The sequence below is a fragment of the Kitasatospora sp. NPDC018058 genome, assembly GCF_044327205.1.
Lineage (GTDB): Bacteria > Actinomycetota > Actinomycetes > Streptomycetales > Streptomycetaceae > Kitasatospora.
The window spans coordinates 17,955-39,794 of sequence record NZ_JBIRFA010000058.1 but is presented as its reverse complement, the minus strand read 5'-3'; the positions used below and the strand labels follow the sequence as shown (position 1 = coordinate 39,794).

Annotated in this window: 22 protein-coding genes; 13 read left to right on the top strand and 9 right to left on the bottom strand. The window is 71.6% G+C overall.

The genetic code is table 11. The features are described 5' to 3' along the window. Window positions 1–343: 343 nt before the first annotated feature. Complete coding sequence (locus tag ACH4E7_RS40825; RefSeq protein ID WP_396254279.1) at window positions 344–610, bottom strand: DUF6225 family protein; 267 nt, start codon at window positions 608–610, stop codon at window positions 344–346. A 19-nt stretch (window positions 611–629) separates the two neighbouring features. Here ACH4E7_RS40825 and ACH4E7_RS40820 point away from each other — a divergent pair, with 19 nt between their 5' ends. After that, window positions 630–866 (top strand): hypothetical protein, encoded by a 237-nt coding sequence (locus tag ACH4E7_RS40820; protein WP_396254278.1) that lies wholly within the window; start codon window positions 630–632, stop codon window positions 864–866. A 44-nt stretch (window positions 867–910) separates the two neighbouring features. Here ACH4E7_RS40820 and ACH4E7_RS40815 read toward each other — a convergent pair whose 3' ends face one another. Beyond that, window positions 911–2,257: a hypothetical protein gene (locus ACH4E7_RS40815; RefSeq protein WP_396254277.1), complete on the bottom strand. Its 1,347-nt coding sequence runs from the start codon at window positions 2,255–2,257 to the stop codon at window positions 911–913. A gap of 238 nt (window positions 2,258–2,495) precedes the next feature. Here ACH4E7_RS40815 and ACH4E7_RS40810 point away from each other — a divergent pair, with 238 nt between their 5' ends. The 4 genes from ACH4E7_RS40810 (at window position 2,496) to ACH4E7_RS40795 (ending at window position 5,305) form a co-directional block, all read left to right on the top strand. Next, the gene (locus ACH4E7_RS40810; protein ID WP_396254276.1) at window positions 2,496–2,681 is read left to right on the top strand and encodes a hypothetical protein; all 186 of its coding nucleotides are present in this window, start codon (window positions 2,496–2,498) and stop codon (window positions 2,679–2,681) included. Window positions 2,682–3,213: 532 nt separating this feature from the next. Continuing rightward, the gene (locus tag ACH4E7_RS40805; protein WP_396254275.1) at window positions 3,214–4,158 is read left to right on the top strand and encodes a hypothetical protein; all 945 of its coding nucleotides are present in this window, start codon (window positions 3,214–3,216) and stop codon (window positions 4,156–4,158) included. Next, window positions 4,158–4,760, top strand: a complete 603-nt coding sequence (locus ACH4E7_RS40800; protein ID WP_396254274.1) for a hypothetical protein — start codon at window positions 4,158–4,160, stop codon at window positions 4,758–4,760. Before ACH4E7_RS40805 ends, ACH4E7_RS40800 begins: the two co-directional genes overlap by 1 nt. After that, window positions 4,757–5,305: a LuxR C-terminal-related transcriptional regulator gene (locus ACH4E7_RS40795; RefSeq protein ID WP_396254273.1), complete on the top strand. Its 549-nt coding sequence runs from the start codon at window positions 4,757–4,759 to the stop codon at window positions 5,303–5,305. Before ACH4E7_RS40800 ends, ACH4E7_RS40795 begins: the two co-directional genes overlap by 4 nt. A 14-nt stretch (window positions 5,306–5,319) precedes the next feature. Here the strand turns inward: ACH4E7_RS40795 and ACH4E7_RS40790 are convergent, their stop codons facing one another. After that, window positions 5,320–6,630, bottom strand: a complete 1,311-nt coding sequence (locus tag ACH4E7_RS40790; RefSeq protein ID WP_396254272.1) for a M14 family zinc carboxypeptidase — start codon at window positions 6,628–6,630, stop codon at window positions 5,320–5,322. A gap of 378 nt (window positions 6,631–7,008) precedes the next feature. Between ACH4E7_RS40790 and ACH4E7_RS40785 the strand changes: the two genes are divergently transcribed. The 8 genes from ACH4E7_RS40785 to ACH4E7_RS40750 all read left to right on the top strand — a co-directional run bounded on the left by ACH4E7_RS40785 (window position 7,009) and on the right by ACH4E7_RS40750 (window position 15,729). Next, complete coding sequence (locus ACH4E7_RS40785; protein WP_396254271.1) at window positions 7,009–8,130, top strand: HesA/MoeB/ThiF family protein; 1,122 nt, start codon at window positions 7,009–7,011, stop codon at window positions 8,128–8,130. A gap of 322 nt (window positions 8,131–8,452) precedes the next feature. Next, window positions 8,453–9,496, top strand: coding sequence for a UDP-glucuronic acid decarboxylase family protein (locus tag ACH4E7_RS40780; RefSeq protein WP_396254270.1), 1,044 nt, complete (start codon window positions 8,453–8,455; stop codon window positions 9,494–9,496). Continuing rightward, on the top strand, window positions 9,493–10,371 hold the full coding sequence (locus tag ACH4E7_RS40775; RefSeq protein ID WP_396254269.1) for a glycosyltransferase family 8 protein: 879 nt from the start codon (window positions 9,493–9,495) through the stop codon (window positions 10,369–10,371). Before ACH4E7_RS40780 ends, ACH4E7_RS40775 begins: the two co-directional genes overlap by 4 nt. Further along, window positions 10,368–11,924, top strand: coding sequence for a glycosyltransferase (locus ACH4E7_RS40770; protein WP_396254268.1), 1,557 nt, complete (start codon window positions 10,368–10,370; stop codon window positions 11,922–11,924). Before ACH4E7_RS40775 ends, ACH4E7_RS40770 begins: the two co-directional genes overlap by 4 nt. Further along, window positions 11,921–12,565, top strand: a complete 645-nt coding sequence (locus ACH4E7_RS40765) for a hypothetical protein (RefSeq protein ID WP_396254267.1) — start codon at window positions 11,921–11,923, stop codon at window positions 12,563–12,565. The genes ACH4E7_RS40770 and ACH4E7_RS40765 overlap by 4 nt, the downstream gene beginning before the upstream one ends. Continuing rightward, window positions 12,562–13,530, top strand: coding sequence for a Gfo/Idh/MocA family protein (locus tag ACH4E7_RS40760; protein WP_396254266.1), 969 nt, complete (start codon window positions 12,562–12,564; stop codon window positions 13,528–13,530). Before ACH4E7_RS40765 ends, ACH4E7_RS40760 begins: the two co-directional genes overlap by 4 nt. Beyond that, on the top strand, window positions 13,517–14,476 hold the full coding sequence (locus ACH4E7_RS40755; RefSeq protein ID WP_396254265.1) for a phosphotransferase family protein: 960 nt from the start codon (window positions 13,517–13,519) through the stop codon (window positions 14,474–14,476). Before ACH4E7_RS40760 ends, ACH4E7_RS40755 begins: the two co-directional genes overlap by 14 nt. A 44-nt stretch (window positions 14,477–14,520) precedes the next feature. Further along, window positions 14,521–15,729: a DegT/DnrJ/EryC1/StrS family aminotransferase gene (locus ACH4E7_RS40750; RefSeq protein WP_396254264.1), complete on the top strand. Its 1,209-nt coding sequence runs from the start codon at window positions 14,521–14,523 to the stop codon at window positions 15,727–15,729. Here the strand turns inward: ACH4E7_RS40750 and ACH4E7_RS40745 are convergent. From ACH4E7_RS40745 to ACH4E7_RS40720, 6 genes are all read right to left on the bottom strand, one after another. After that, window positions 15,719–16,780 (bottom strand): homoserine kinase, encoded by a 1,062-nt coding sequence (locus tag ACH4E7_RS40745; RefSeq protein WP_396254263.1) that lies wholly within the window; start codon window positions 16,778–16,780, stop codon window positions 15,719–15,721. The two genes, ACH4E7_RS40750 and ACH4E7_RS40745, sit on opposite strands and share 11 nt — an antisense overlap. Window positions 16,781–17,140: 360 nt before the next feature. Then, window positions 17,141–19,186, bottom strand: a complete 2,046-nt coding sequence (gene ligA, locus ACH4E7_RS40740; RefSeq protein ID WP_396254280.1) for an NAD-dependent DNA ligase LigA — start codon at window positions 19,184–19,186, stop codon at window positions 17,141–17,143. A gap of 97 nt (window positions 19,187–19,283) precedes the next feature. Continuing rightward, the gene (locus ACH4E7_RS40735) at window positions 19,284–19,586 is read right to left on the bottom strand and encodes a hypothetical protein (RefSeq protein ID WP_396254262.1); all 303 of its coding nucleotides are present in this window, start codon (window positions 19,584–19,586) and stop codon (window positions 19,284–19,286) included. A gap of 116 nt (window positions 19,587–19,702) precedes the next feature. Next, window positions 19,703–20,170 carry a hypothetical protein gene (locus ACH4E7_RS40730; protein ID WP_396254261.1) on the bottom strand — a complete coding sequence of 156 codons (468 nt, stop codon included), beginning with the start codon at window positions 20,168–20,170 and terminating at the stop codon, window positions 19,703–19,705. Further along, complete coding sequence (locus tag ACH4E7_RS40725) at window positions 20,167–20,619, bottom strand: hypothetical protein (RefSeq protein ID WP_396254260.1); 453 nt, start codon at window positions 20,617–20,619, stop codon at window positions 20,167–20,169. Before ACH4E7_RS40725 ends, ACH4E7_RS40730 begins: the two co-directional genes overlap by 4 nt. Window positions 20,620–20,831: 212 nt before the next feature. Continuing rightward, window positions 20,832–21,581, bottom strand: a complete 750-nt coding sequence (locus ACH4E7_RS40720) for a hypothetical protein (protein ID WP_396254259.1) — start codon at window positions 21,579–21,581, stop codon at window positions 20,832–20,834. Between the last annotated feature and the right edge of the window lie 259 nt (window positions 21,582–21,840).

Sequence of the window (21,840 nt, the reverse complement as noted above, 5' to 3'; positions counted from 1 at the left end):
CATCCGCGGTCGCTCCACCTGGCGGCGCAGTACCGAGACTTCGTGGCGCAGAGCGAGGATCTCAGCGTTGTTCACGGCAGAGGAACGGCCCAACACAGCCAGCCAGCCCAGCACGCGGCAGAAGATCAAGTAGAGCAGTCGCAGACCCACAACCAGCGATCATGCCCAGAACACGCTCGCCCGAAAAAATCGCAGCTCAGCCGCCCTATCGACAGTAAAGACACCCTTCAGGGCCGGGGCCGCCGTCGCAGCAGCAGGGTCGGCCCGACGGGCGCTGTCGCTGGCACAGGGCAGCATGCCAGGAGGGCTCCTGAGGTCCGGGTAGCCGCCCGCAGCGGAGCTGTCAGCCCAACACGTCGTAGGTTCCTGCGGGCCAGTCCGCGAACAGCGTGTACTCGACCTCGGCCTGCTCCGGCGCGCCGTCGTCGCCGGCCAGCTCGATGGGTTCGCAGTCAACCAGGACGTGGTCTTGGTAGCCGTCGAAGTCGCCTGGGTCGGACGCAACACCGATGTGGATGGGTGTGGCGTCGGGGAGGTCCTTGATCGCTTCGCGGAGGCGTCCAGCTGTCCAGACCTCGGGCGAGTGGGCGTAGGTGTCAGTGTCGGCCATACCGAGAGTATCCCCCTCGGTGCTCTCCGCTCAGCGTGAATGCGCCGCCGCCATCACCGCCGTGTCGGGCGCGATGTCAGCACTACTCTGCGATCCCCCCGATCCACAGCCTGTGAATCGCGCGCAGGACCGTTCCGACGCGGCGGAACGGGCCTGGCGCTGTGGAGCGCTGTACGCGCCCTGGAACCCGGTGGGTCAGACCTCGAAGACCGAGGCCAACGCGGTGAAGGCAGCCGAGCTTTCGAAGTCGGCCTGACGCGGGAAGTAGGAGCCGCAAACGGGGTGACTCCCATCAACCGCTCAGGCCTTGGTGGCGACCAGGGCGCGGGCGCGTTCGTTCAGCTCTCGGATCCTCGCGTTGCCGGTGTGGGGGCGGATGCCAGCAAGCATCTGGCGGAAGTGGTCATCGGCCCTGGCCGATGACAGGGTCTCGTAGTCGTCCAGGAAGTTGTGCCAGGTCAGGGCTGCCCGTTCGATGTGCCCGACCTCCAGCTGGCGTTGAGCGAGGACGCCGTTGGCGTGCGCGCGGCCCTGCTTCTCCGTCGGGGGCCGCAGCCGCTGGGACTGCTGCATCGCGGTGATGGAGCCCGGCACGTCTCCAAGGGCGTAGAGGACGCTGGACACATGAAAGTGGTATGCGGCGATGTCGTATCCGCCGACGTGGTCGTTGCGGCCCTCGGCCTTCGACAAGGCTTTCTCCGTCTGCTGGAGGCGTGCGAAAGCGAGCGGCTTGTCCTTCACGAGGGCTGCGCCGTGTGCCTGCTGGCCGGCGAGGAAGGCGACCAGCCGGGGGCCTGCCTTCGGAGCTGCTTCTGCGGCTGCATCGGCGAGGTTCAGAGCCTTCTGCCCGTATTTCAGGTTCGCGGCCTGCAGCGCCATCCCGCGCAACGTCCGGCAGTACGTGATGTGGTCGTCGGCGTTCCTGGCTAGCTCCAACGCCCGGTGGTAGTAGCTCTGCCCGAGGCCGTGTTCGATCTCGTACATCGCCATCCAGCCCATGAGGTAGACCAAGTCGGCCGCGGCGGTCAGCATCTCGGCCTTGACCTTCTCAATGGCGTCAGCGCGCAGGTAGGTGCCCACCGTGTTCGTCAGGAAGGCTGCGGCCATCGGGCGGGCGTGGCCCGCACCGAGCTCGTCCAGGATGTCCGCGATCCGCTCGGTCATCCTGCGGACAGTCGCGGCCTCATTGGGGCCGACACGGACTGTCCGCCCTGCCAGGGTGGAACTGGCGTTAAGGCGGTCACCCAGCTCCGTGAACGCCGGGATACCCAGGGCAGCGGAGTACAGGCCGGCCTTGAGCAACTTGCGCCGTGATGGGTCCATGTCGGCCCTCCCGAGATTCACGATCCTGTCCACGACATCACCCGAACTAGGGTGCAGCAGATCGTCGTTGGGGCGGGAGAACCCCGCCTCGACTGACGTTACAGTTCGGCCGAGCTTGCGGGTGAGAACTGCGCAGATGACCGGTTGAACCCGGTCAGTGGGCTGGGTGCCCCGCACCCAGTGGGAGACCGCAGAGTAGTCATAGTTGAGATCCAGCTGGATCTCCCGACCGGCGCGGTTTACGGCCCGGGCCAGCTGCGTCTTGGTCCACTGGGCCTCTTCGAGCAAAGCGGCTAGGCCAGCGTTCGAAGCTTTGGCAGTCATCCTCAGCTACTCCGTCTACGAGCGTTCACGGCGTTCACGCTGCGGTCCAGCATGACCGGTTCCGGCCGCCCATGTACGGCAGTTGAATGAACAGCAGCACCTGAGGCGGGCAGTCAAGTGACGGCCTTCGTCTCATTCCCGGCGTGACACATCCGGGAACCTCTGTGCGACTACTTTTGGCTACCCGAGTGAGTGAGGCATGCCCGTGAAAGCGCAACTCGCATCGCACGAAGCTCACTTGAGCTTTGCGATCCCGGCCGAACTGGTGCAGATCGGGGCCCTTCGCCGCTGGGTGCAGACCGCACTGGCCGAGTTCGGCCTGCACCCGGACGTCAGCTCGGTGCGGGTACTGCGGCCCCAGCCTGCTGTCGGCACGTTCCCGGTGCGCCCGACGCTGCGTCAGCGCCCGAGACCTGCCGCGTGAGCGCCGCCTCATAGACCTCCGGTGGCGGCCTGCAGCCTCCCCGTGCGCAGACGCCACCGGACTCCAGACGCCCGCCCGGGAAAGGCGGGCAGCGGAAGAGCAACGCGGCCCCGTCCGCGTCCGCGTTCACCGCGCGGCCCCGTGACTGCCTCCTCTTTCCCGTGCCTCCGGGGGAGACGGCTGCGGGGCTCCTGCCAGCCGTCCGCTGTGGGGGCGACGGCCTGGCGGAAACCGGCGGCCGAGGGTCCGCCAAATGCGGGCCCGGCCGACCGGTCGGGAGCCCTGGCCGGGCCCGCACCACCTTGAGACCACCCGCCCGGGAGCTGGGGCGGGTGAAGGCCGGGTGCGGGCGTCACCCCCTGCGCCCGCACCCGGCCGAACCGGACGACGCCGTGACTGGGGATTGCTGCACCCGTCGTCCGTACCGGCACGTGCCACCCGGCACGGGGCCGGCCGGTCCGGGACAGCGACACGGGAGGCGCCGTCCCGGACCACCACCACCTTGTCCACCGACTTCGTACCCGAGGATTCCGTGAGCGTCGGACCGACCACCACCGCCCTGCTCAAGGTCACCAAGGCAGCGCGCAGACAGCAGATCACGGCCGCCTACTCGGCCCTGACCCAGGTCTGCGTGGTCACTGGCGACAACCCCGACCGGGCCGAGCTGGTCAGCGAGCACCCGATCCAGGCGTGGTCGCTGCCCGCCTCGGCCGCCGTCGCCCTCGTGCACACGGACCTGGACGAAGCATGGGCGCTGCTGCGCGCAGCCCGGCTGCTGGAGCAGGAGTCGGTGGCCGTCGTCCGGCCGCACTACGACTGCGTCCGTACTGCCGGCGGGCGCGCCGTGACCTTCTGGCATCAGCCCGGCAGGCGGCAGGACGATCCCGCGGTGAGTGCGTGGGCGACCGCTTCCGTCCACGGCGTCCACCCGAAGCTGGCGTTGTGGTTGGAGCCTCACGACCCGTTCGACGGTCTGCTGGAGGGCCTGGCCGATGCCGATGTCGACGAGGCCGGCCAGTGGTTCCTGCGTGAGCACGCCGCCCGCCTGCGTGAGGAGTGGGAGCGCATCGACTGGCCCACCCCGCCCACCGTCATCCTCGGTGACACCCGTATGGCCTGCTGTTACGACGACGGCCGCTGCCCGCGGCTGCTCCTGCGGCGCCCGCCGCGGCTCGGCCGCCGTGAGTGGGATCTGGTCGCGGCCCGCTGGCGGGCCGAGTTCCTGCGCGGGCGCCCCGTCGACCTCCAGGCCTACACCGCCGCCTACACCTCCCGCACCCGGCCCGACGTCGCCCTGCCCTACGACCGGATCGGCACCTGGGACGGCTACCAGAGCGTGCGCGATGTCGTCGCGCTCACCGCGGTGATGGACACCGTCCGGCGCTCCCGCCTCGACGGCCGCGCCCGCCAGCAGGCCGCGCACCAGATCGCGTGCCTGCGCGGAGCCCACCAGCGCCCGTGGGACTGGGGGCGGTGATGACCTGGCCGTCGCTGTTCCTCCTCGACCCGGCCCAGTACCCGCAACGACGCAGAACCCCGGCCAGGCGCCCCGTGCGCCCCGGCCGCCTGCTGCCACTGCTGATCGCCGGAACCCCCTGCCCGGCCTGCGGCGGCCGGCTCCTGGTTACCCAGCCGCAGGCCCAGTTGCTCACCCTCACCGCGCACGGGCACACCCCGCGCGCCATCGGCGGACACCTGCGCAGCACCACAACGCAGGTTGAAGGCGATCTCCAGGCCCTGACAGCCGAACTCGGCGCGGCCAACCCGGTCCACGCCATCGACATCGCCTACCGGGCCGGATTGCTTCGCCGCTCAGCGCGGTTCCGGCGGCTGGACCGCCCGCCCACCGACAGCGCACTGGCCGCACTGCAGGGCATGGCCGCAGGCCTGTCCGACAGCGAGATCGGCCAGCAGACCGGGCGAACGGCCCGGGCGGTGGACGAGGCCCTGCGGCGATTCACGCGCATGCACAGCCTGCATACCCGTCCCCAGACCGTCAGTCTGCTCCACTGCGTCCGCCTGCTGGACGACACCCACCCCTGCCCCTGCCAAAGCGACCCCGAGGCCACCACATCATGACCCTCACCGACCCCGGGCCGGCCGTGCTCGCGGGCCTGCCCTGCCCGGACTGCGGCACCACCCTGACCCTCACCGGCAGTCAGCACCGTGTGCTGGCCGAGGTAGCCAGGGGCACCTCGACCGAGCGGATCAGCCAACTGCTGCGCGCAGGCCGGAACACCGTCAGCACGAGCAAGGACCGGGACCGTGCCGGCGCCGAGGCGATTCGCGACGTCGTGCACGCGCTCCAGGCCACCGGGCGCCCCCACGCGGTTGCCATCGCGTGCCGGACCGAACTCCTGACGCCGCCCCGCTTGCGCCCGCCCGAGGACGGAATCCCGGACTCGCTGCGTCGCACCGCCGAGCTGCTCGCCGAAGGGCTGACGGTCCGGGAGATCGCCCGCACACTCGCCATCGCCGCGGACACCGTCACCGCCAGGCTGGGCCGCCTGCGCAAAACGCTCGGCGCTGAGAGCGGCGCCCACGTGATCTTCGGCCTGTATGCCATCAGCGAGCTCCCGGCCCACCACCCCTGCCCGTGCCGCAGGCACAAGGCCAAGCGGTGAGCAGTGCCCGGCCCCTACCGGGTGAGCTCGGCGGCGGCCAGCGCCGCACTCGCCTGCACCGCCACCAGACGGCGCAGCTGGACCGGGCTGACGCGCAGTTCCCGCTCGCTGCGCTGGGAGCGTTCGAACAGCAGCCTTTCCAGGCGTGCGCGGGCCTGGTGGCCGGTCCGGCTGGGCGGGGCCTCGCACACGGATCGCAGGGCCATCCCGGCCGAGCGCAGCGTCAGCATGACCCGGGTGTAGTGCGCTTCGGCCAGTTCTCCGCCCGGCACGGTGTCGCCGTTGGCGGCGCGCCGGTGCCAGGAGCGCGCCTCGCTGTCGGCGACCGCGGCGGTGTCGGCGGCCGCGCGGGCGAAGACGTCGTCCAGGCAGCCGGCCTGCTCCATCAACTGCCGGACTTCGGCCACCTCACCGATCAGGGCCTCGGCCAGGACGGCGAGCGCCACGGGCGGCGAGGTCTCGAAGACGGTGGCCGCCTGCCAGCGGGGGACCTCCGGCAGCAGGGTGAGCGTGCCGTACCGGGCGGCGTAGTGGCTCAGGTGCGCTCCGAAGGCCGGAGCGTCGCCGTCGTGGTCGCGGATCACCAGCTCCTCGACCGGCGGCATCCGGTACACCCCGGGGCCGAGCACCGGCCAGCCGACGACGTCGCCGGACGCGGCCTCGGAGACCGGCAAGCCATGCCGGGCGGCGACGGCCGCCAGCTGCTCGGCCAAGCCCGGCACCTCATGGGACGCGGTGTAGAAGGGCGCGCCGAGCTCCGAGTTGTGCAGGCTCACGGCGACGGCCGGTTCCAGCTCGTCCACCAAGTCCGAGAGCGCCTGGTTCTCCGGCAGCCCGAACCGGTGCTCGCCGTCCCGCCACGGAATGGGAAAGGTCCATTCCGGCTGCTCGGCCAGCGCCGGCCGGTAGAAATAGCGGTGCTGGGTGAAAAGGTCGAGCGTGACGCTCGTCCACTCCGAATTCAGGGCTGCGGCGTCCGGGTCCACGCAGGGCAGGAAATGCCACGAAACGCCGCCCCGCAGTTCCGGCCGCGCAGCCACCAGCTCCGCCAAAAACACGACTGTCGCATATCCGACCGGCTCGTTCGGATGCGGGCCGCCCACCACCAGCACGCACCGCCGCCCCGCCCCGACCGACAGCACCTGCAGCGCCCGCCCCTCACGTGAAGTGCCGATCCGCCGCACCCGGCAGAGCGCCGGTTCCCGCCGGGCCAGATCGCCCAGTCGCCTCACCACGTCCTCCACCGAGGGCACCAGCTCCCCACCCGGCACCAGGTCCGCCCAGCCGGCCAACCGCTCATTCAGACCGGAAAGGACATCAGTCACAGCGAACACCCTTCTCTGAAACCGGCCCGGAAAACACCGGACTGGAATATCGTGTTGCCCGAAAATAGACGCCAAAAACGTTCGGAAATAATCCCCGGAAACGCCTACCGCGACTATTGGAAGCATGCTTCCATAGGGCCCGGCGAATCCGCCACAACCCCACTCGAAAACGAAAGGAGAACATCGTGGAGAACACCGCCACCACCACGGCCGTCGACCCCGAGGACACCGAGCAGGAGGACACCGGACTGCGCCCGGCCGCCGACAGCGCGCTGCTGGCCCTCACCGTCTCCGGCCAGTAACACCCGCACCACCCGACGGGCCCGGCCACAAGCCGGGCCCGTCCCCCGTCCCCCCGTACCGCATCGAGGAGCCCCGGTGACCACGCGCCTGCGCACCGAACACCAGCCCAGTATCCGGCCGGACGGCAACATCCAGATCGGATCGCTGCCCGGCATCGCGAGCATCCTGCCCGACCCCGAAGGCTGGCGCCGCACGCTCCTCCACCTCCTGGACGGCACCCTGACGACAGACCAGGTCGTCGCCGCGGTCACCACGGAGCACCAGGACGCGCCAGCCGCCGCCGTCAGAAACCTGCTCGCCGACCTCGCCCGACACGGACACCTGCAGCACGTCGCCCCCGGCCCGGCCGCCGACCTGGACCAGGACACCGTGCGACGCCACCTTCGGGACGCCGAGTACTGGGACATGGTCGACCGCCGACCCGACCGCAACGGCTGGGACGTCCAACGGCTCCTGGCCAACGCGACGGTGACGGTCGTCGGCATCGGCGGCACCGGATCGGTCACCGCGGCCGCGCTGGCCGGCGCCGGAGTCGGCCACCTGGTCCTCGTCGACCACGACCGCGTCGAGGAATCCAACCTCAACCGGCAACTCCTCTACACCGCGGCCGACAGCGGCCGACGCAAGGCCGACGCCGCCCGCGACCGCCTCGCCGAACGCCACCCCGGCCTCGACATCGTCGCCCTCCCCGAGCAGGTCACCCGACGGCCCCGGTTCGCGACCCTCATGCGCGACAGCGACCTGCTCATCCTCGCCGCCGACCAGCCCGACGGCCTGCGCCGGATCGCCAACCGCGCCAGCATCGACACCGGATGCGCCTGGGTCGACCCCGGATACCACGGCCCCGTCATCAGCACCGCCCTGTACGTGCCGGGCCTCGGCGACGGCCCGTGCTGGGAGTGCCTGCGCCACCACGACGCCCTCGCCTACGGCCTGCCCGGCATCGACGGCACCGTCGAACCCGCCGCCCTGCCCCGCACCACCGGACACCCCGTCACCGCGGTCACCGCAGGCCTGACCGGGAACCTCGCGGCCCATGCCGCCCTCACCCACCTCACCGGCACCCGCGAGTTCCAACCGGCCACGGTCTACCGCCACAGCCTGATCGCCCCCGCCGGTCAGCCACTCACCCCGGTCACCCACCCCCGCAACCCCGACTGCCCCGCCTGCGCGCACCTCCACCAGGACACCCGGTGACCTCCACAGCCCCCTCCCACCGCCCCGTGCCCGTGGGCCCAGGGCAACAGCGCCATCACTACCGAAAGACCACCCTCCCTTGAACTGGGTGGGGTGCAGCGCCGGCTGCTCAAGGCGACGGCCAAGGCGGCCAGCGCCAAGGGCCGGGCGATGGCGGCCCGGTTCGCGCCCATGGTGCAGGGAGCGATCATCTGGCGCCCCGGTCGCGGCGCCACCCGTACGGACCTTTCCCGATCACGACCCTGCTGTCTGAGCCCGGGCCCGTGTTGCCGCGTCCGCCGCAACGGCCAGCACCCACCTGACGATTTGGAGGACAAGCACCGTGCCACGCCTGCAAGCACCACCGCCCCCTACGCGAGACCCCGAGACCACAGCAACACCCGGTGCCTTCGCCCGTCGCACCGCTGTCGTCACGGGCGCCGCCGGGTTCATCGGCTCGCACCTGTGCGAGCGCCTGCTGGGACTGGGCGCGGAGGTGGTCGGTGTCGACAACCTGCTGACCGGCCACCTCGACAACCTGTCCAACCTGCGCTCGGCCGCCGGCTTCCGCTTCCAGACGGACGACGTGATCAGGCCGTTCACGGTGGCCGGCCCGGTGGACTTCGTCTTCCACCTCGCCTCGCCCGCCTCGCCACTGGACTACGCCCGCCACCCGCTGGCCACCCTGAAGGTCGGCGCGATGGGCACGCTCAACGCCCTGGAACTGGCCCAGGCCAAGCACGCCCGGTTCCTGCTCGCCTCGACGTCCGAGGTGTACGGCGACCCGCTCGTGCACCCGCAGCCGGAGCGGTACTGGGGCAACGTCAATCCGGTCGGCCCCCGCAGCGTCTACGACGAGGCCAAGCGGTACGCCGAGGCCCTGACCTCCTGCTTCCAGCGCTCCGGCAACATCCGCACGCGCATCGTGCGGATCTTCAACACCTACGGCCCGAGGTTGCGCGCCGACGACGGCCGCGCGGTGCCCGCCTTCATCCAGCAGGCGCTGGCCGGAGAGCCGATCACCGTGGCCGGCGACGGCAGCCAGACCCGCTCGCTGTGCTTCGTAGCCGACACCGTCGCCGGTCTGCTCGCCGCCGCCACCGCGGATCACGCCGACCCGGTGAACCTGGGCAACCCGCACGAGATCACCATGCTCCAGCTCGCCGAGGAGATCCGGACGATGACCGGCTCCGCCTCCGCCATCACCTTCGTCCCGCTGCCCGCCGACGACCCCAAGCGCCGCTGCCCCGACATCACCGCCGCCCGCGCCCACCTCGGCTGGGAGCCCACCACCCACCTGCGTGATGGCCTGCGCCAGACCCTCGACTGGGCCCAGCAGCACTTCCCCCGCCAGACCACCGCCACCACCGGAAGGAGCGCCTCGTGAACACCGCCCCGCGCCCGCTGCCCGCGCTCGTCTGCGGAGTCGACGACGGATACGCCCGCCCGCTGCGGACGCTGATGCACTCGATCGCCGCCGCCCACCCCGACACCGTCGGTGAGCTTCGCCTGATCGTCCTCGACCAGCAGATCAGCGCCGCCAACCGAAAGGCGATCCTGCGCGACGCCGACCGCACTGGCCTGCGGACCGAGCTGCGGCTGGCACCGCTGACCGACCCGCGCTACCCCGTCTCCGACTGGGTCAGCGGCGCCGTCTACGTGCGACTGGCCATCCCGGAAGTCATCCCGGACGAGCGCCGGGTGCTGTACCTGGACGCGGACACCCTGGTGCTTGGCGACCTCCGGCCATTGCTGCGGCAGTCCCTGGACGGGCGCCCGATCGGGGCGGTGCGCGACCCGCAGAACCCGGTCATCGGCCGAGGCATTCAGCTGCCCGGCTGGGACCAGCTCGGCATCCCGTACGGCCGGGACTACTTCAACAGCGGCGTCATGCTGATCGACCTCGACCGCTGTCGGCGGCTCGGCGTCTTCGAGCGTTCCCGGCAGTTCTTGTCCGAGCACCCGGACAAGGTCCGGTTCTGGGACCAGGACGCCCTGAACTGGGCCGTCGACGACAACTGGCAGCGACTGGAACGCCGGTGGAACACCTTCGCCATGTCTCCGCAGGCCGCCCAGCCTGGCTTCATCCACTACGCCGAGGCCGACAGCCCGCTCGCCCAGCTCCTTCAGGACGAGAAGACCGCCGCCCTCGTGCACTTCGCCGGCCCCGACAAGCCCTGGCAGGACACCTATCAGGCCAGCTCTCTGCGGGACACCTACCGGCTGTTCCACGACTACGTCCCCGACGGCGGCACCGAGTGAACACGAAAGGGCGCAAGCCGCTGTGGCGAAGCCCGGCCTGGTGGACCGCCGCCGCCGTGGCCGCGCGCAACCTGAACGGGATGCGGCAGGTCCGCCGGACGCTGACCTGGGCCGACCAGCCCGCACCAGCTGGGAACCGGCGGTCGGCGGAGCCGATGGTGCTGCACGTCGTCATCCCGGTGCTGCGCGAGCAACAGCAGATCACCGCGGTGCTGGCCTGGTTCGTCCCGCTGCTGCGCGGCTTCCCCGGCTCGACGCTGACCCTGGTGTCCACCGCCCGCGAGGACCGTGAGCGCCGACACCTGGCCGCCCGGCTCGCGGGGGCGACGGCGGCCGACCTCACGGTGGAGCGCTTCCCGCAGCTGACCGGCGACGAGCTGATCGCCCTCGGCGAGGCCCTGTCCGGCACCGGTGAGGGCTCACTGACCAAGGCCGTGGCCGCCGAGGTGCTGTCCGGCTTCCCCACCACGGCCGACGTCATCACGGCGGAACTCGCGCACCTGCCGGAAGAGGAGCCGGTGGTCCGGCACGTCCACTACCAGGGCGACGGACGCAAGGCCGCGCAGGTCAACGCCGCCGTCGAACAACTCGCCACCACCGCCGCGGACCGGGAGTACATCGCCGTCTACGACGTGGACTCCCGCCCGGGCCGCGAGCTGCTGGAGCGGACCGCCCAGTTCCTGGCCCGGCGCCGGGCCCAGGACGGCGAGCTTCCCCGTGTCGTCCAGCAGTCGGCCCGCTTCGCCACCCAGGACGCGGCCGGCAGCTGGTGGGAGCGAGGACTGTGCCGAGGCGCCGCCCGCGCCCAGACCCTGTGGACCCTGCGACGAGAGATCCCCAACCTCCGCCGGTACGCCGACGCCAGCCGCCGCCCACACCCCGGCCATGGCCTGCCGGGGCTGGCCCAGACCGTCGGCCACGGGCTGCTCGTTCGCACGGACGTCTTCCGGCAGGTCGGCGGCCTGCCCACCTTCACCGTGCTCGACGACGTCGCCTTCGGCTACCGGCTCACCTTGGACGGCATCCCGGTGGACAGCCTGCCCTTCACCACCACCGTCCCGGCGGCCGAGCACCTGAGCGAGCTGCTGGCCCAGAGCGAGCGCTGGTTCCAGAGCTACCTCGACTACCCGAACTGCGCCGCCCGCTGGCACGCCGAAGGCCACGGCCGCCGCCGCGACCACGCGATGGCCCTGACCATCGGCGCCTACCGGGGCATGGCCTGGCTGCTGGTCTCGCCCGCCACCGCCGTCTGCCTGGCCCTCGCGCTCGGCCCGCACACGCGCCCGCCCATCCGGGCGGCGGCCGCGACGGCACTCTGGGCGGCCACCGTTGCGCCGGTCCGCGCTCTCGCCGCAGCCGAAGGCCGACCCCTGACGGGGTGGGAGACCGCGGTGCGGAGCGCAGAGACGCTAGCCGGGCTCCTGCTCAAGAGCGTCGGCCCGCTGACCGCGCTCGGCCGCTGGGCGGTCACCGGCACCCGGCACACCGAGCTCGCCCCCAAGAGCAACCGCCGCACCGCCCCATCCACCACCACGGACAGGGAGTTCGCGTGATCCTCGGCATCGAGGGCGTCAGCTGCGTCGGCAAGACCACGCTCGCCGCCCAGCTCGCCCCCCACCTGAACCGGCCCGCCGTCATCCCCTGCTACTACCACGCCAGCCCCGACCCCACCCGGCTGCCGGCCCCCGAGCCGTTCACGGCCGAGCACCAGCTGGCCAACATCGCCCAGTTCCTGGACGTCGAGGACCTCCGGCTCACCCGGGCCAGGCAGGCCCTCTCCAACGGCCTGGACGTGATCCTGGACCGCACCGTGGACACCCTCCTCGCCCACGCCCACGCCGTCGGCCGGATGCACGGCTTCGACTGCGACGACCAGGCCCTCCGCCTGGTCACCAGCCGCCCGGTGGCGATGCCCGACCTGACGATCGTGCTCACCGCCGACCCGGACGTGCTCACCCGCCGGGCCCGCCTGCGCAAGGGCATGCCGACGATCTTCTACGACCGGCACTTCAGCGAGCACTTCAACGCCTACCTCGCCCACCCGCTCGCCCCGGCCGTCGCCCTGCTCGACGCGGCCTGCGGCTCGCCGGGTGACCTCACCGCCGGTGCCCTCGACCACGTCCGCCGCCATCAGGCCGCCCAGCGCCGCCCCAGCCCGGCCCTGGGGCCGCACCCGCTCAAGGAGGCGTCGTGAAGGCCGCGATCATCGGCTGCGGCGCCATCGCCAGCCGCTGGGTCCGTTCCCTGCTCGCCGACGGGCGCATCGAGATCACCGCCCTCGTCGACCCCGACCAGCAGGCCGCGCGGGTGCTCGCCGGCCGCTACGGGCTGAGCCCGGCCGTCGCCACGACGCTTCCCGAGGCGCTCGCCCAGGCTGACGCCGACGTCGTTGTGAACCTCACCCCGCCCGAACTCCACTACCCGGTCAGCCGCTCGGCGCTCGCCCAGGGTCTGCACGTCCTGACCGAGAAACCGCTGGCCCTGAACCTGCCGGACGCCCTCGACCTGGTCCACCTCGCCCGCGAACGCGGCCTGCTGCTGGCCGTCATGCACAACCGGGGCGCCGACCCGGACTTCCTCGCGTTCGCCGAAACGGTCCGGTCCGGCGGCCGTGCGCCGTTCGCCGTCACCGCCGACACCCTAGTCACCCTGGCCGGCCCGGGTTTCCGCGCCGGTCAGCACCTGCCCGTCACCACGGACCTCGCTGTACACGCCTTCGACCAGGTCCGTGCGCTGATCACCGCGCCGCCCATCGAGGTCACCTGCACCGAGACGGCGACCGGCTTCCTCGCGGCCCACAGCTCGATCGCCGCGATCACCGTCCACTTCGCCGACGGCTCCCTGTTCACCTACCGAGGCGGGTACATCGTCGACCCGGCGCTTCGGACCGACGCGAACGGCGACTGGCGGGTGGAAGGCCGGGGCTTCGCCGCCCGGTGGGCCCCGGCCCCCAACCGGGCGCGGAATGCGCCCGAGGCCGGGCCTCCGGCCTACCAGCGGTGCATCACCGCCATGGTCGACGCCCTCCACCGGGACGGCCCCCTGCCGGTGCCCGCGGCCGGCAACCTCGCCTCCATCGCCCTGCTGGACGCCGCCCTGGCCTCCGCCACCCGCCGCCGTCCCGTCCCCGTGCCGGAGGTGGCCGATGTCTGCCCCTGACGCCGTGATCAGCCGCCCGCACCCGCTGCTGGTCGACGCGCTCGCCGCGGCGGGCTTCGACGCCGCCGACGCGCGCTTCACCCCGCTCAAGTCCGGAACGGACAGCCTCCCCTTCGCGGCCACCACCCGCGACGGCCACCAGCTGGTCGTCAAGGTCCGTCGCGCGGGCAGCCGCTCGCGCTACCCGACCGCCGCGTGGGCCTCGGCCCGCATCCGCGAGGCCGGAGTCCCGGCCGCCGAGATCCTGTGGCACAGCCGGGAAGCGTGCGTGGAGACCCGATGCCCCGGCCGCCCCGTCGAAGCCGAACCGCCCACGCCGCAGGACCTGGACGCGGCGACCCGCGCGGGCGAGGTGCTCCGGCGCCTGCACGGCATCGAGGTCGGCAGCTTCGGCCAGCTCGACGGCCACGGCATCGGCCAGCACGCCACCGTCCAGGGCTGGTTCCTCAGTTTGCCGCCCCGCAGCGTCCCGAGCATCGACGGCCTCGACCTGCCCGGGCTGCTGCACCGGACCCGCTTCATCCTGGACGTCGGATCGGGCCGCCTGCCCCGCAGCACGCCCCGGCTCCTGCACGGCGACTGGGTCGGCCGGCACCTGTTCACCGACGACCGGCAGATCACCGGCGTCGTCGACCTGGAGAGTGTCCGCGGCGGCGACCCGCTGACCGAACTCGCCGGCTGGTCGCTGCGCGAACCGGCCCCGATGACCGAGGCCCTGCTCGACGGCTACTTCGACGGCCCGATCCCCGCCGACCGCCTGCTGCCGCTGGTCCTGTTCCGCCTGCGCATCGCCTACTCGCTGCTGCACTTCCACGCCTCCTGCGACGAGCCGGACATGGTCCGACTGAGGGCCGCCCAGCTCCAGGCCGACCTCGACCACGGCCACCTCGCCGCCGTCCCGCGGATCACCCCCGACGCCAGGTCCAGCGCGCGCCGCCGCCCGTGACCCCGCCCAGCCTCCCGCTCACCGCACCGCCCGGAAGGACACCTATGAACGACCCCGCCGTCACCCTCCCGTTCCCCCGCGAGCCCAAGTACGGGCAGGCCGAGAAGGACGCCGTCCTCAAGCTCCTCGACGACGGCCGCCTGTCCGAGATCAACCGCGGCCCCGCCACCAACGCCCTCGAAGCCGCCTTTGCCCGCTTCACCGGCACCCGCCACGCGCTGTCGTTCAACTCCGGCACCGCCTCCCTGCACGCAGCCCTCAACGCGGTCGGTGCCAGCCCCGAAGCTGGCGTCGCGGTCTCCCCGATGACCTGGGTCTCCGCCATCACCGCCGTCTTCCAGGCCGGCAGCTACCCAGTCTTCTGCGACATCGAGCCGGACAGCCCGAACATCGCCGCCACCGCCGTCGCCCAGGCCGCCGGTGCCTGCTCGGCGGTCCTGGCCACCCACACCTGGGGCATCCCCGCCCGCATGGACCAGCTCGCGGGCGCCAGCGGCCTGCCGATCGTCGAGGACTGCTCGCACGCCCACGGAGCCCTCTACCAGGGCCGCGCGGTCGGCTCCTGGGGTGCGGCCGGATGCTTCAGCCTCCAGGAGTCCAAGGCCGTCTCCGGCGGCGAGGGCGGCGTCCTGACCACCACGGACCGCACGGTCTACGAGCGGGCCCTCACCCTCGGCCACCACCCCGCGAGGCTGGCCGCCGAACTCACCCTGCCCGAACTGCAGCCGCTCGCCACCACCGGCGCCGCCTACAAGTACCGGATGCCCGCCCTGTCCGCCGTCATCGCCCTCCAGCAGCTGCGATCACTGCCCGAACGGATGCTCGCCGCCGAACAGAACCTCGCCACCCTCCGCAAGGTACTGGAGGAGTACGACGCGCCCATCACCTGGCCCGCGATCGGCGAGCTGTCCGTCCGCGGCTGGTACGGCACCCCGCTGACGATCAGCGTCCGTGTGCCGGACCCGGCGGAGCTGGGCAAGCGCTTCAAGGCCGCCGGCGTCCCCGTCCGCTCCCTGTACGAGGACTGGACCCAGGTGCCGCTCTTCCAGCGCCCGGACCTGGCCGCCCGCTTCTGGCCGCACCTGGCCCGCAGCCCCTACCGGCCGCCGGCCATGGACGAGCTGCCCAACTTCCGCAAGGCGATGCGGCAGATGATCGTCCTCAAGGTGCCGCAGATCGCCGCGCCGAACTACATGGAGCAGGTCGCCGAGGCCCTCGCCGCCGTGCTGGTCCGCACCGTGGTCACGGCATAGCCGCGAACGCCTCCTGCACATCCTCGCGCCGCTCCGTCCACCAGGCCAGCAGTCGCTCGGCGGGCAGGAACAGGTGGTCGCAGGAGTGGTCGTTGCGGTCGTAGTGGAAGACCAACTGCCAGTAGTCGGACATGCGCTTCCACCACAGCCGCTCCACCGCGTCCGCCAGGGCCGGCACCAGGATCGGCACCACCGACCGGTAGCCGGCCACGAACGCGGCCGTCCGCTCCAGGTCGAGGAAGCCGTCCTCGCCGCCGAACTGCACGGTGGCGGTGCGGGCGACCTCCTCGCCGAACGGGCGCACGCGGATGCGGTCCCAGTCGATCACCCCAGCGATCTTGCCGTCGCGCCACAGCACGTTGCGGTGCTGCACGTCACCGTGCGTCCAACCCACCGGACCGGCGGCCACCTCGGTGCCGGGGCGCTCGCTGCCGTATTTGTCGAGCAGAATCTTGCGCTCGCCCAGCGCCTGGGCCGCCTCGGCGTCGAAGGCTGCCGGGCTCTCCAGGGCGGCGATCATCGCAAGGAAGCGGTCCGCCTCGGTGTGCGCTACGGCCGGGGTGGTCACCGGGGCGGAAGCTGGCCCCGATCCCGGCGGCAGCAGGCGGGCGGTCCGCTCACCGTTCAGGACCCGGTGGATCTGGCCGAGCAGGACACCGAGGTCCCCCGCCTGCTCCATGGTGAGCTCCGTCCCGGGCCGGTGGCCGCCTTCCAACCAGGGGATCAGGCAGTAGCCACGGTCCGCGACCTCCGCCACGGTCTCCCCAGAAGTGGTGGCCATTGGCCGCCCGACCGGGACTCCGGCGTCGGCCAGCTCCGCCAGGACCGCCAGATTCCGCCGGGCGAGCGGCAGCGGAACGTCCATGATCCGCTTCAGGGCGAACGCGCCCTCGGCCGTCTCCAGCCGCCAGTTGCCGTTCATCAGGCCGTTGGGCAGGAAGCAGCACGCCTGAATCTCACCGAGCCCGAAGGACTCGCCGAGGACCACCAGGTCCTCCTCGATCTTGCTGTAGCGCGAGCCACACGAGGCGCCGTCCATCGCTTCCGTCACCTCAAGCAGGCTAGCGGAGACCAGGGCTCGGCGAGGCCGGTTCGGCCCACCGCTCACCCGGCCGCGCGGCGACCAGCTCCCACTCTCAACCCCTCACGCGTCTCATCCTCGGACAGCCGTCACTCTTGGGCAGGGATGCTCGCAGGCCGACGCTGACGTCCGGCCTTCTCCTGCAGCGCGAGGCGTCGATGAGCTCCGGGCCGATGATCTTGCCGTAGAGGACGCTGAACACCAGGTCGCAGCGCACTGGTACTCCCCCGCCGGGCTCCAGCGCCGGGGCGCCCTCCAGATTCCCCCGCTGTACCGGAGCGCACCGTCGCGTCCGCCGAACTGAGGTCCGGCGGCCGACCGCACCGGGACTCAGAGGAGATGGGCAGCGACCAGGTCGGCGAACTCTTCAGGAGTCGCGATCGGGACACCCAGCTCCTCGGCCTTGGCCTTCTTTGAGCCCGCCTTGTCTCCGGCGACCAGCAGAGTGGTGCGCTTGGACACCGAGGAGGAGGCCTTGCCGCCGGCCCGCTCGATCAGTTCGTTCATTTCGTTGCGGGAGAGGGCGGCGAGGGCCCCGGTCATGCTGCCCGACACGACCACGGCCTGACCGGCAAGAGGGCCTTCCCCGGCCGCCGTGTCCGCGCCCTGCGACGTCGCCGTGCCAGCCGGGGCCGTCTCGGCTGTGCCCACGCCCAGCTCCGCAAGGCGGTCCAGCAACGTGGCGAGTTCGGCGAGTTCGGCCGCGATGACCCGGGCCTTCTCGGTGCCGATGCCGTCCACCGCCGCCAGCGTCTCGGCGTTCGCGGCGCGGATCGCGGCCATGGAGCCGAAGTGGGCGGCGATGCGACGGGACATGGTCCGCCCGGTGCCGCGGATGCCGAGCGCGCAGAACACCCGGTTCAGCGGCTGCGTGCGGGCGGTCTCCAGAGCGGAGAGCAGATTGTCGGCGCTGGTCTCGCCCATGCGCTCAAGGGTGAGGAGCTGCTCGCGGGTGAGGGTGAACAGGTCGGCCACATCGGCGACGAGCCCGGCCTCGACCAGCTGCACGGCGCGGGTCCCGCCGAGGCCTTCGATGTCGAGCTGGTCGCGGTCGGCCGCGTAGATGATGGAGGCGACGGCCTGGCAGTTGCGACCGCGCACGCACCGCCAGCGCTGTTCCTCGCGGTCGATGGCGTCGCCGCATCGCGGGCAGACCTCGGGAAAGGCAATCGGCTGCTCGGCGCCGGTGCGCGCCTCGACCACCGGCGCCTCCACCCTCGGAATCACATCGCCGGCCCTGCGCACGAAGACGGCGTCACCGATCATCAGGCCCCGGCGCTCGATATCGGCGGGGTTATGCAGGGTCGCAAACGTAACGGTCACACCGTCGATGACCACCGGTTCCAGCACCGCGCGCGGGGCGATGATCCCGGTACGGCCGACGTTCCACTCCACCCCGAGCAGTCGGGTCACCTTGTGCTCGGCGGCGAGCTTGCGGGCCACGGCCCAGCGCGGTGCTCGGGAGCCGGAGCCGGCGTCGTCCTGGTCGGCGGCGGCGTCGGCCTTGATCACCACGCCATCTATGCCGAACGGCAGCGAGGTGCGCAGCGCTTCGATCTCCTCGACGCGCTGCTGGACCTCGGTGATGGCGGTGCAGCGGGTCGGGTGTGCCGCGGTGGTGGCGGCGGTGTTGGCGCCGAGGGCCGCCAGGCGGGCGAGGAGTTCAGCGTGGTCGAGCTCGGGAAGGCCGATGGCGTCGTAGGCGAAGAAGGTTAGCTCGATCCGGTACGGGCGGTCCTTGGCCCGCAGGGTACCGGCCGCGCCGTTGCGCGGGTTCGCGAACGGGGCGGCGCCGTGCTCGGTGCGTACCTGGTTGGCGCGGTCGAACTGCTCCTGGGTGAGCAGTACCTCGCCGCGCAGCTCGATGTCGATCGGCTCGGTGAGGTCGGTGGGCAGGCCGAGGACGGCGTCGGCGGCGTGGGTGATGTCCTCCCCGGCGAGGCCGTCGCCGCGGGTGATCACCTGCTGCAGGCGTCCCGCCCGGTAGCGGGCCGCGATCGCGAGGCCGTCCAACTTGGGCTCCACGCACCAGGCGGCGACGGGCCGCCCGAGCCGCCGCTCCAGCCCGGTGGCCCAGGACTCCAGCTCCTCGGCCGAGAACACGTTGTCCAGCGACAGCATCGGCACGCTGTGCGGCACGTCCCCGCTCGCCGCGCCGCCGGCCACCTTGCCGGTCGGCGAGTCGGGCAGCACCTGGTCCGGGTGCTCGCCCTCGTAGGTGGCGATGGCCCGCAGCAGGGCGTCGTACTCGTCGTCCCCGAGCGGGGTGGAGCCGTCCGCGTAGTACGCGGCGGCGGCCTGTACGGCGGCGGCAACAGCGTCGGCGTAGGCGGACGGGGAGGACAGCAAAGCGGCGGCGTCGATCATGCGTCCCATCATCCCGGTCAGCACTGACAACACCGCTCCCCCAGTCCAAGGGAGCGCGCCCACCTGCTGAACGGCATCGCAGCAGGCAGGACGCGTGGGTGCCGGTTCAGGACTTGAGAATGGAGTGCAGCGCCAAGTACTTGTCGGCGAGGGTCGCGTAGACCGCGTCGAGCTCCTCTCCCTCCACCTCGCACCAGCGGCGCAGCGCGCACCGGAGGACCATACGGGTCTCCGGCCCGCGCTTCGACCCGGGGCGCAGGCCAGCCCGGACCTCTTCCCGGCCGGCGTCGACGTGCTCCACCGGCACGATGTCGCGCTCCACGGCGAGGTCGATCGCGTACTCGTGGGGGTAGCGGAAGGCTTCGAAGCGCGGCCCGGGTAGAGCGCGGATGGTGTCGATGATGGCCATGCCCTCACCCTGCCATGGGGGTTGTCGATGGCGGGTGAGGGCGGTGGGGGCTCACCGTCTTCTGCTCCGGGTGGGGGAGTGACCGGCCGGGAGCTCTCCCGTGTCCGCGTGGGCGGTCAGTCCTGTGGTCGCCTCGGTGCGGCCGGGAGTGCGCGGACGCGCATCCGCCACTCCCGGATGACGCAGAAGGGCAGGAAGGAGTGTCCGGTCAGCAGCAGGCCGACCAGGACCGGGGCCGCCCAGTTCCGGTCTCCGGTGAACGTGGGATCGCTGTGGAGTGCCGTCGTGGTGCCGGCCAGAACAAGGAGAAGGAGAGCGGCGATCCACGCGCCCAGTCGAAACGTCACCTTCACGGGGGACACGGTGAAGACTGCCGCCATGACCGCAGCGGTGAACATCATTGCGACGGTGCCGCCGGCGGAGATGACATCGAGGCCGTGCTGCTGCATGCCGGCGACCATCGCGGGTGTGAATCCCGCCCAGGTGACGATGGAGGTGGCGGCCAGGACGAGACTTCCGATTCTGATGGAGCGCAGGAGCGAGCGCCGGCCGGTGCTGGGGGCCGCGGGTTCAAGGGCGGTCACGAGGTTGCTCCGCTCTCCTTGGCGGCGGCCAGCTTGGCCTCTTCGGCGGCCGAGACAAGGACCGTATAGGGGACCAGGTAGGACCAGAAGAGGTTGAGGCTGCCGAACATCACGGGGATCTGCCATCCACCGTGGCCGGGATGGCCGACCGGGAATCCGATGACGCTGTATCCCACGGAGAGAGCGGCCAGCAGGAGCACCAGCACCGTCTTGCCGCCGGGCATGCGGCGACCGCGTGACTCCGTTTTGGCGATGGTGCCCGCTCCCACGTACCCGGCCATGGGCAGGAACAGCGCGGCCGCCCAGGCGAGCGGGAGGGGATACTGCCCGTCGCTGCTGAGACCGGCCGCGACGTAGGGCGCTGTGATGGTCCACCAACCGATGGCGGCAGCCGCCATGACGGCGTGCCCGCCAGTCAGTCTGCGGCTCGTGGTGGTTCGGATCCTCAAGTCGCCTCCAAGGAGATGTGGTGCGGCTCCCGCTGCGGGCCAGTCTGGCGCACCTCTGGAATCGCTGGGGGAGGATTCTGCGGGTGCGACTGCGGGCTTGACGCGTTGGCCGGGTGGAAGGTGCGGGGAGTCGCCCGCCGTGCTCGCGCGAAGACCTCCACCAGCCGGGCCCCACCTCGGGCGCGTTGCAGGAGGTGTTGGTCAAGCCGTGCTCATTCCGCCGGCGCCAGCCAGTCGGTCGTCGCGGGCTTGTAGGAGTCCACCGGCGGCTCGGCCGGAAGCTGGATACCGGCGTCGCAATGCAGCTCCGTGGAGACCACCTTGGCCAGTTTCAAGGCCGAGTCGGCCAGCAGCTGGCGCTGGTGGGGGGGCAGCCGTCCTTGGTCGCTCCCATAACCGGCGGCCCGGCCGAGGACGGCGACGTCCATGAAATACGGGATCGAGTAGTGGTCGGCTTCATAGGGCTGGGTCCAGCAGCGGAAGAAGACCCTGGTGCCCTCGCTGGTGAAGTACCGGCCATGGTCCAGATAGCGGGTGTGGAAAACTGACTGCAGGAGCAGCGAGGGCCTTTGCTTCGGCGTGGGTAGGCCCGTCGCCGGAGGCTCGGGATAGCCCCCTTCCTGGTTCACCAACGCGCTCACGAGCTGGTGTTCGCCCTGCTGGCCGGCACAGCCGCCCAACACACGGGGCCAGTCGGTCGTATGGGCCGTCTCCAGTGGTCGACCCTGCTTCATCACGACGTCCTCGTTGTCCACCATGAGCGCGCGCAGCGTCTGCTCGTCCAGCGTGCCGTGACACGAGGACGCGGGCACCGCGGCGAAGGAGTTGGGTCGCCATTCCTGCCAGGCCGGCCATGCCCCCGCCAACACCCCGATCGCGAGCGCCGCCACCCCCAGTCGCTGCCACCGCCCGAGCCGCCGAGGCCGCCCCTCCTCAAAACCGTCGACCTGGTCGGCCGTCATCGCACTCCCCCCGTATCTCTTGCTTTCTGGCCCCGACCAACCGTAGTCGGCTGCCTGAACACGCAAACGCGCAGCCCGACCGCCATCACTCACGAAGCCGCTCTCGAAGCCAGCTGACGCCTTGGTGCCCCGCGCTCGCGGGTACCGTCCGGGTAGGGAATCCGGTCCCGGCGAAGCCAGCGCGGAGCACAGAACCCACGAGAACCTGGCCCGGCTGCGTCAGCAGGCCGGGCTCACCCTGGCCGAGTTGGCCGCCAGG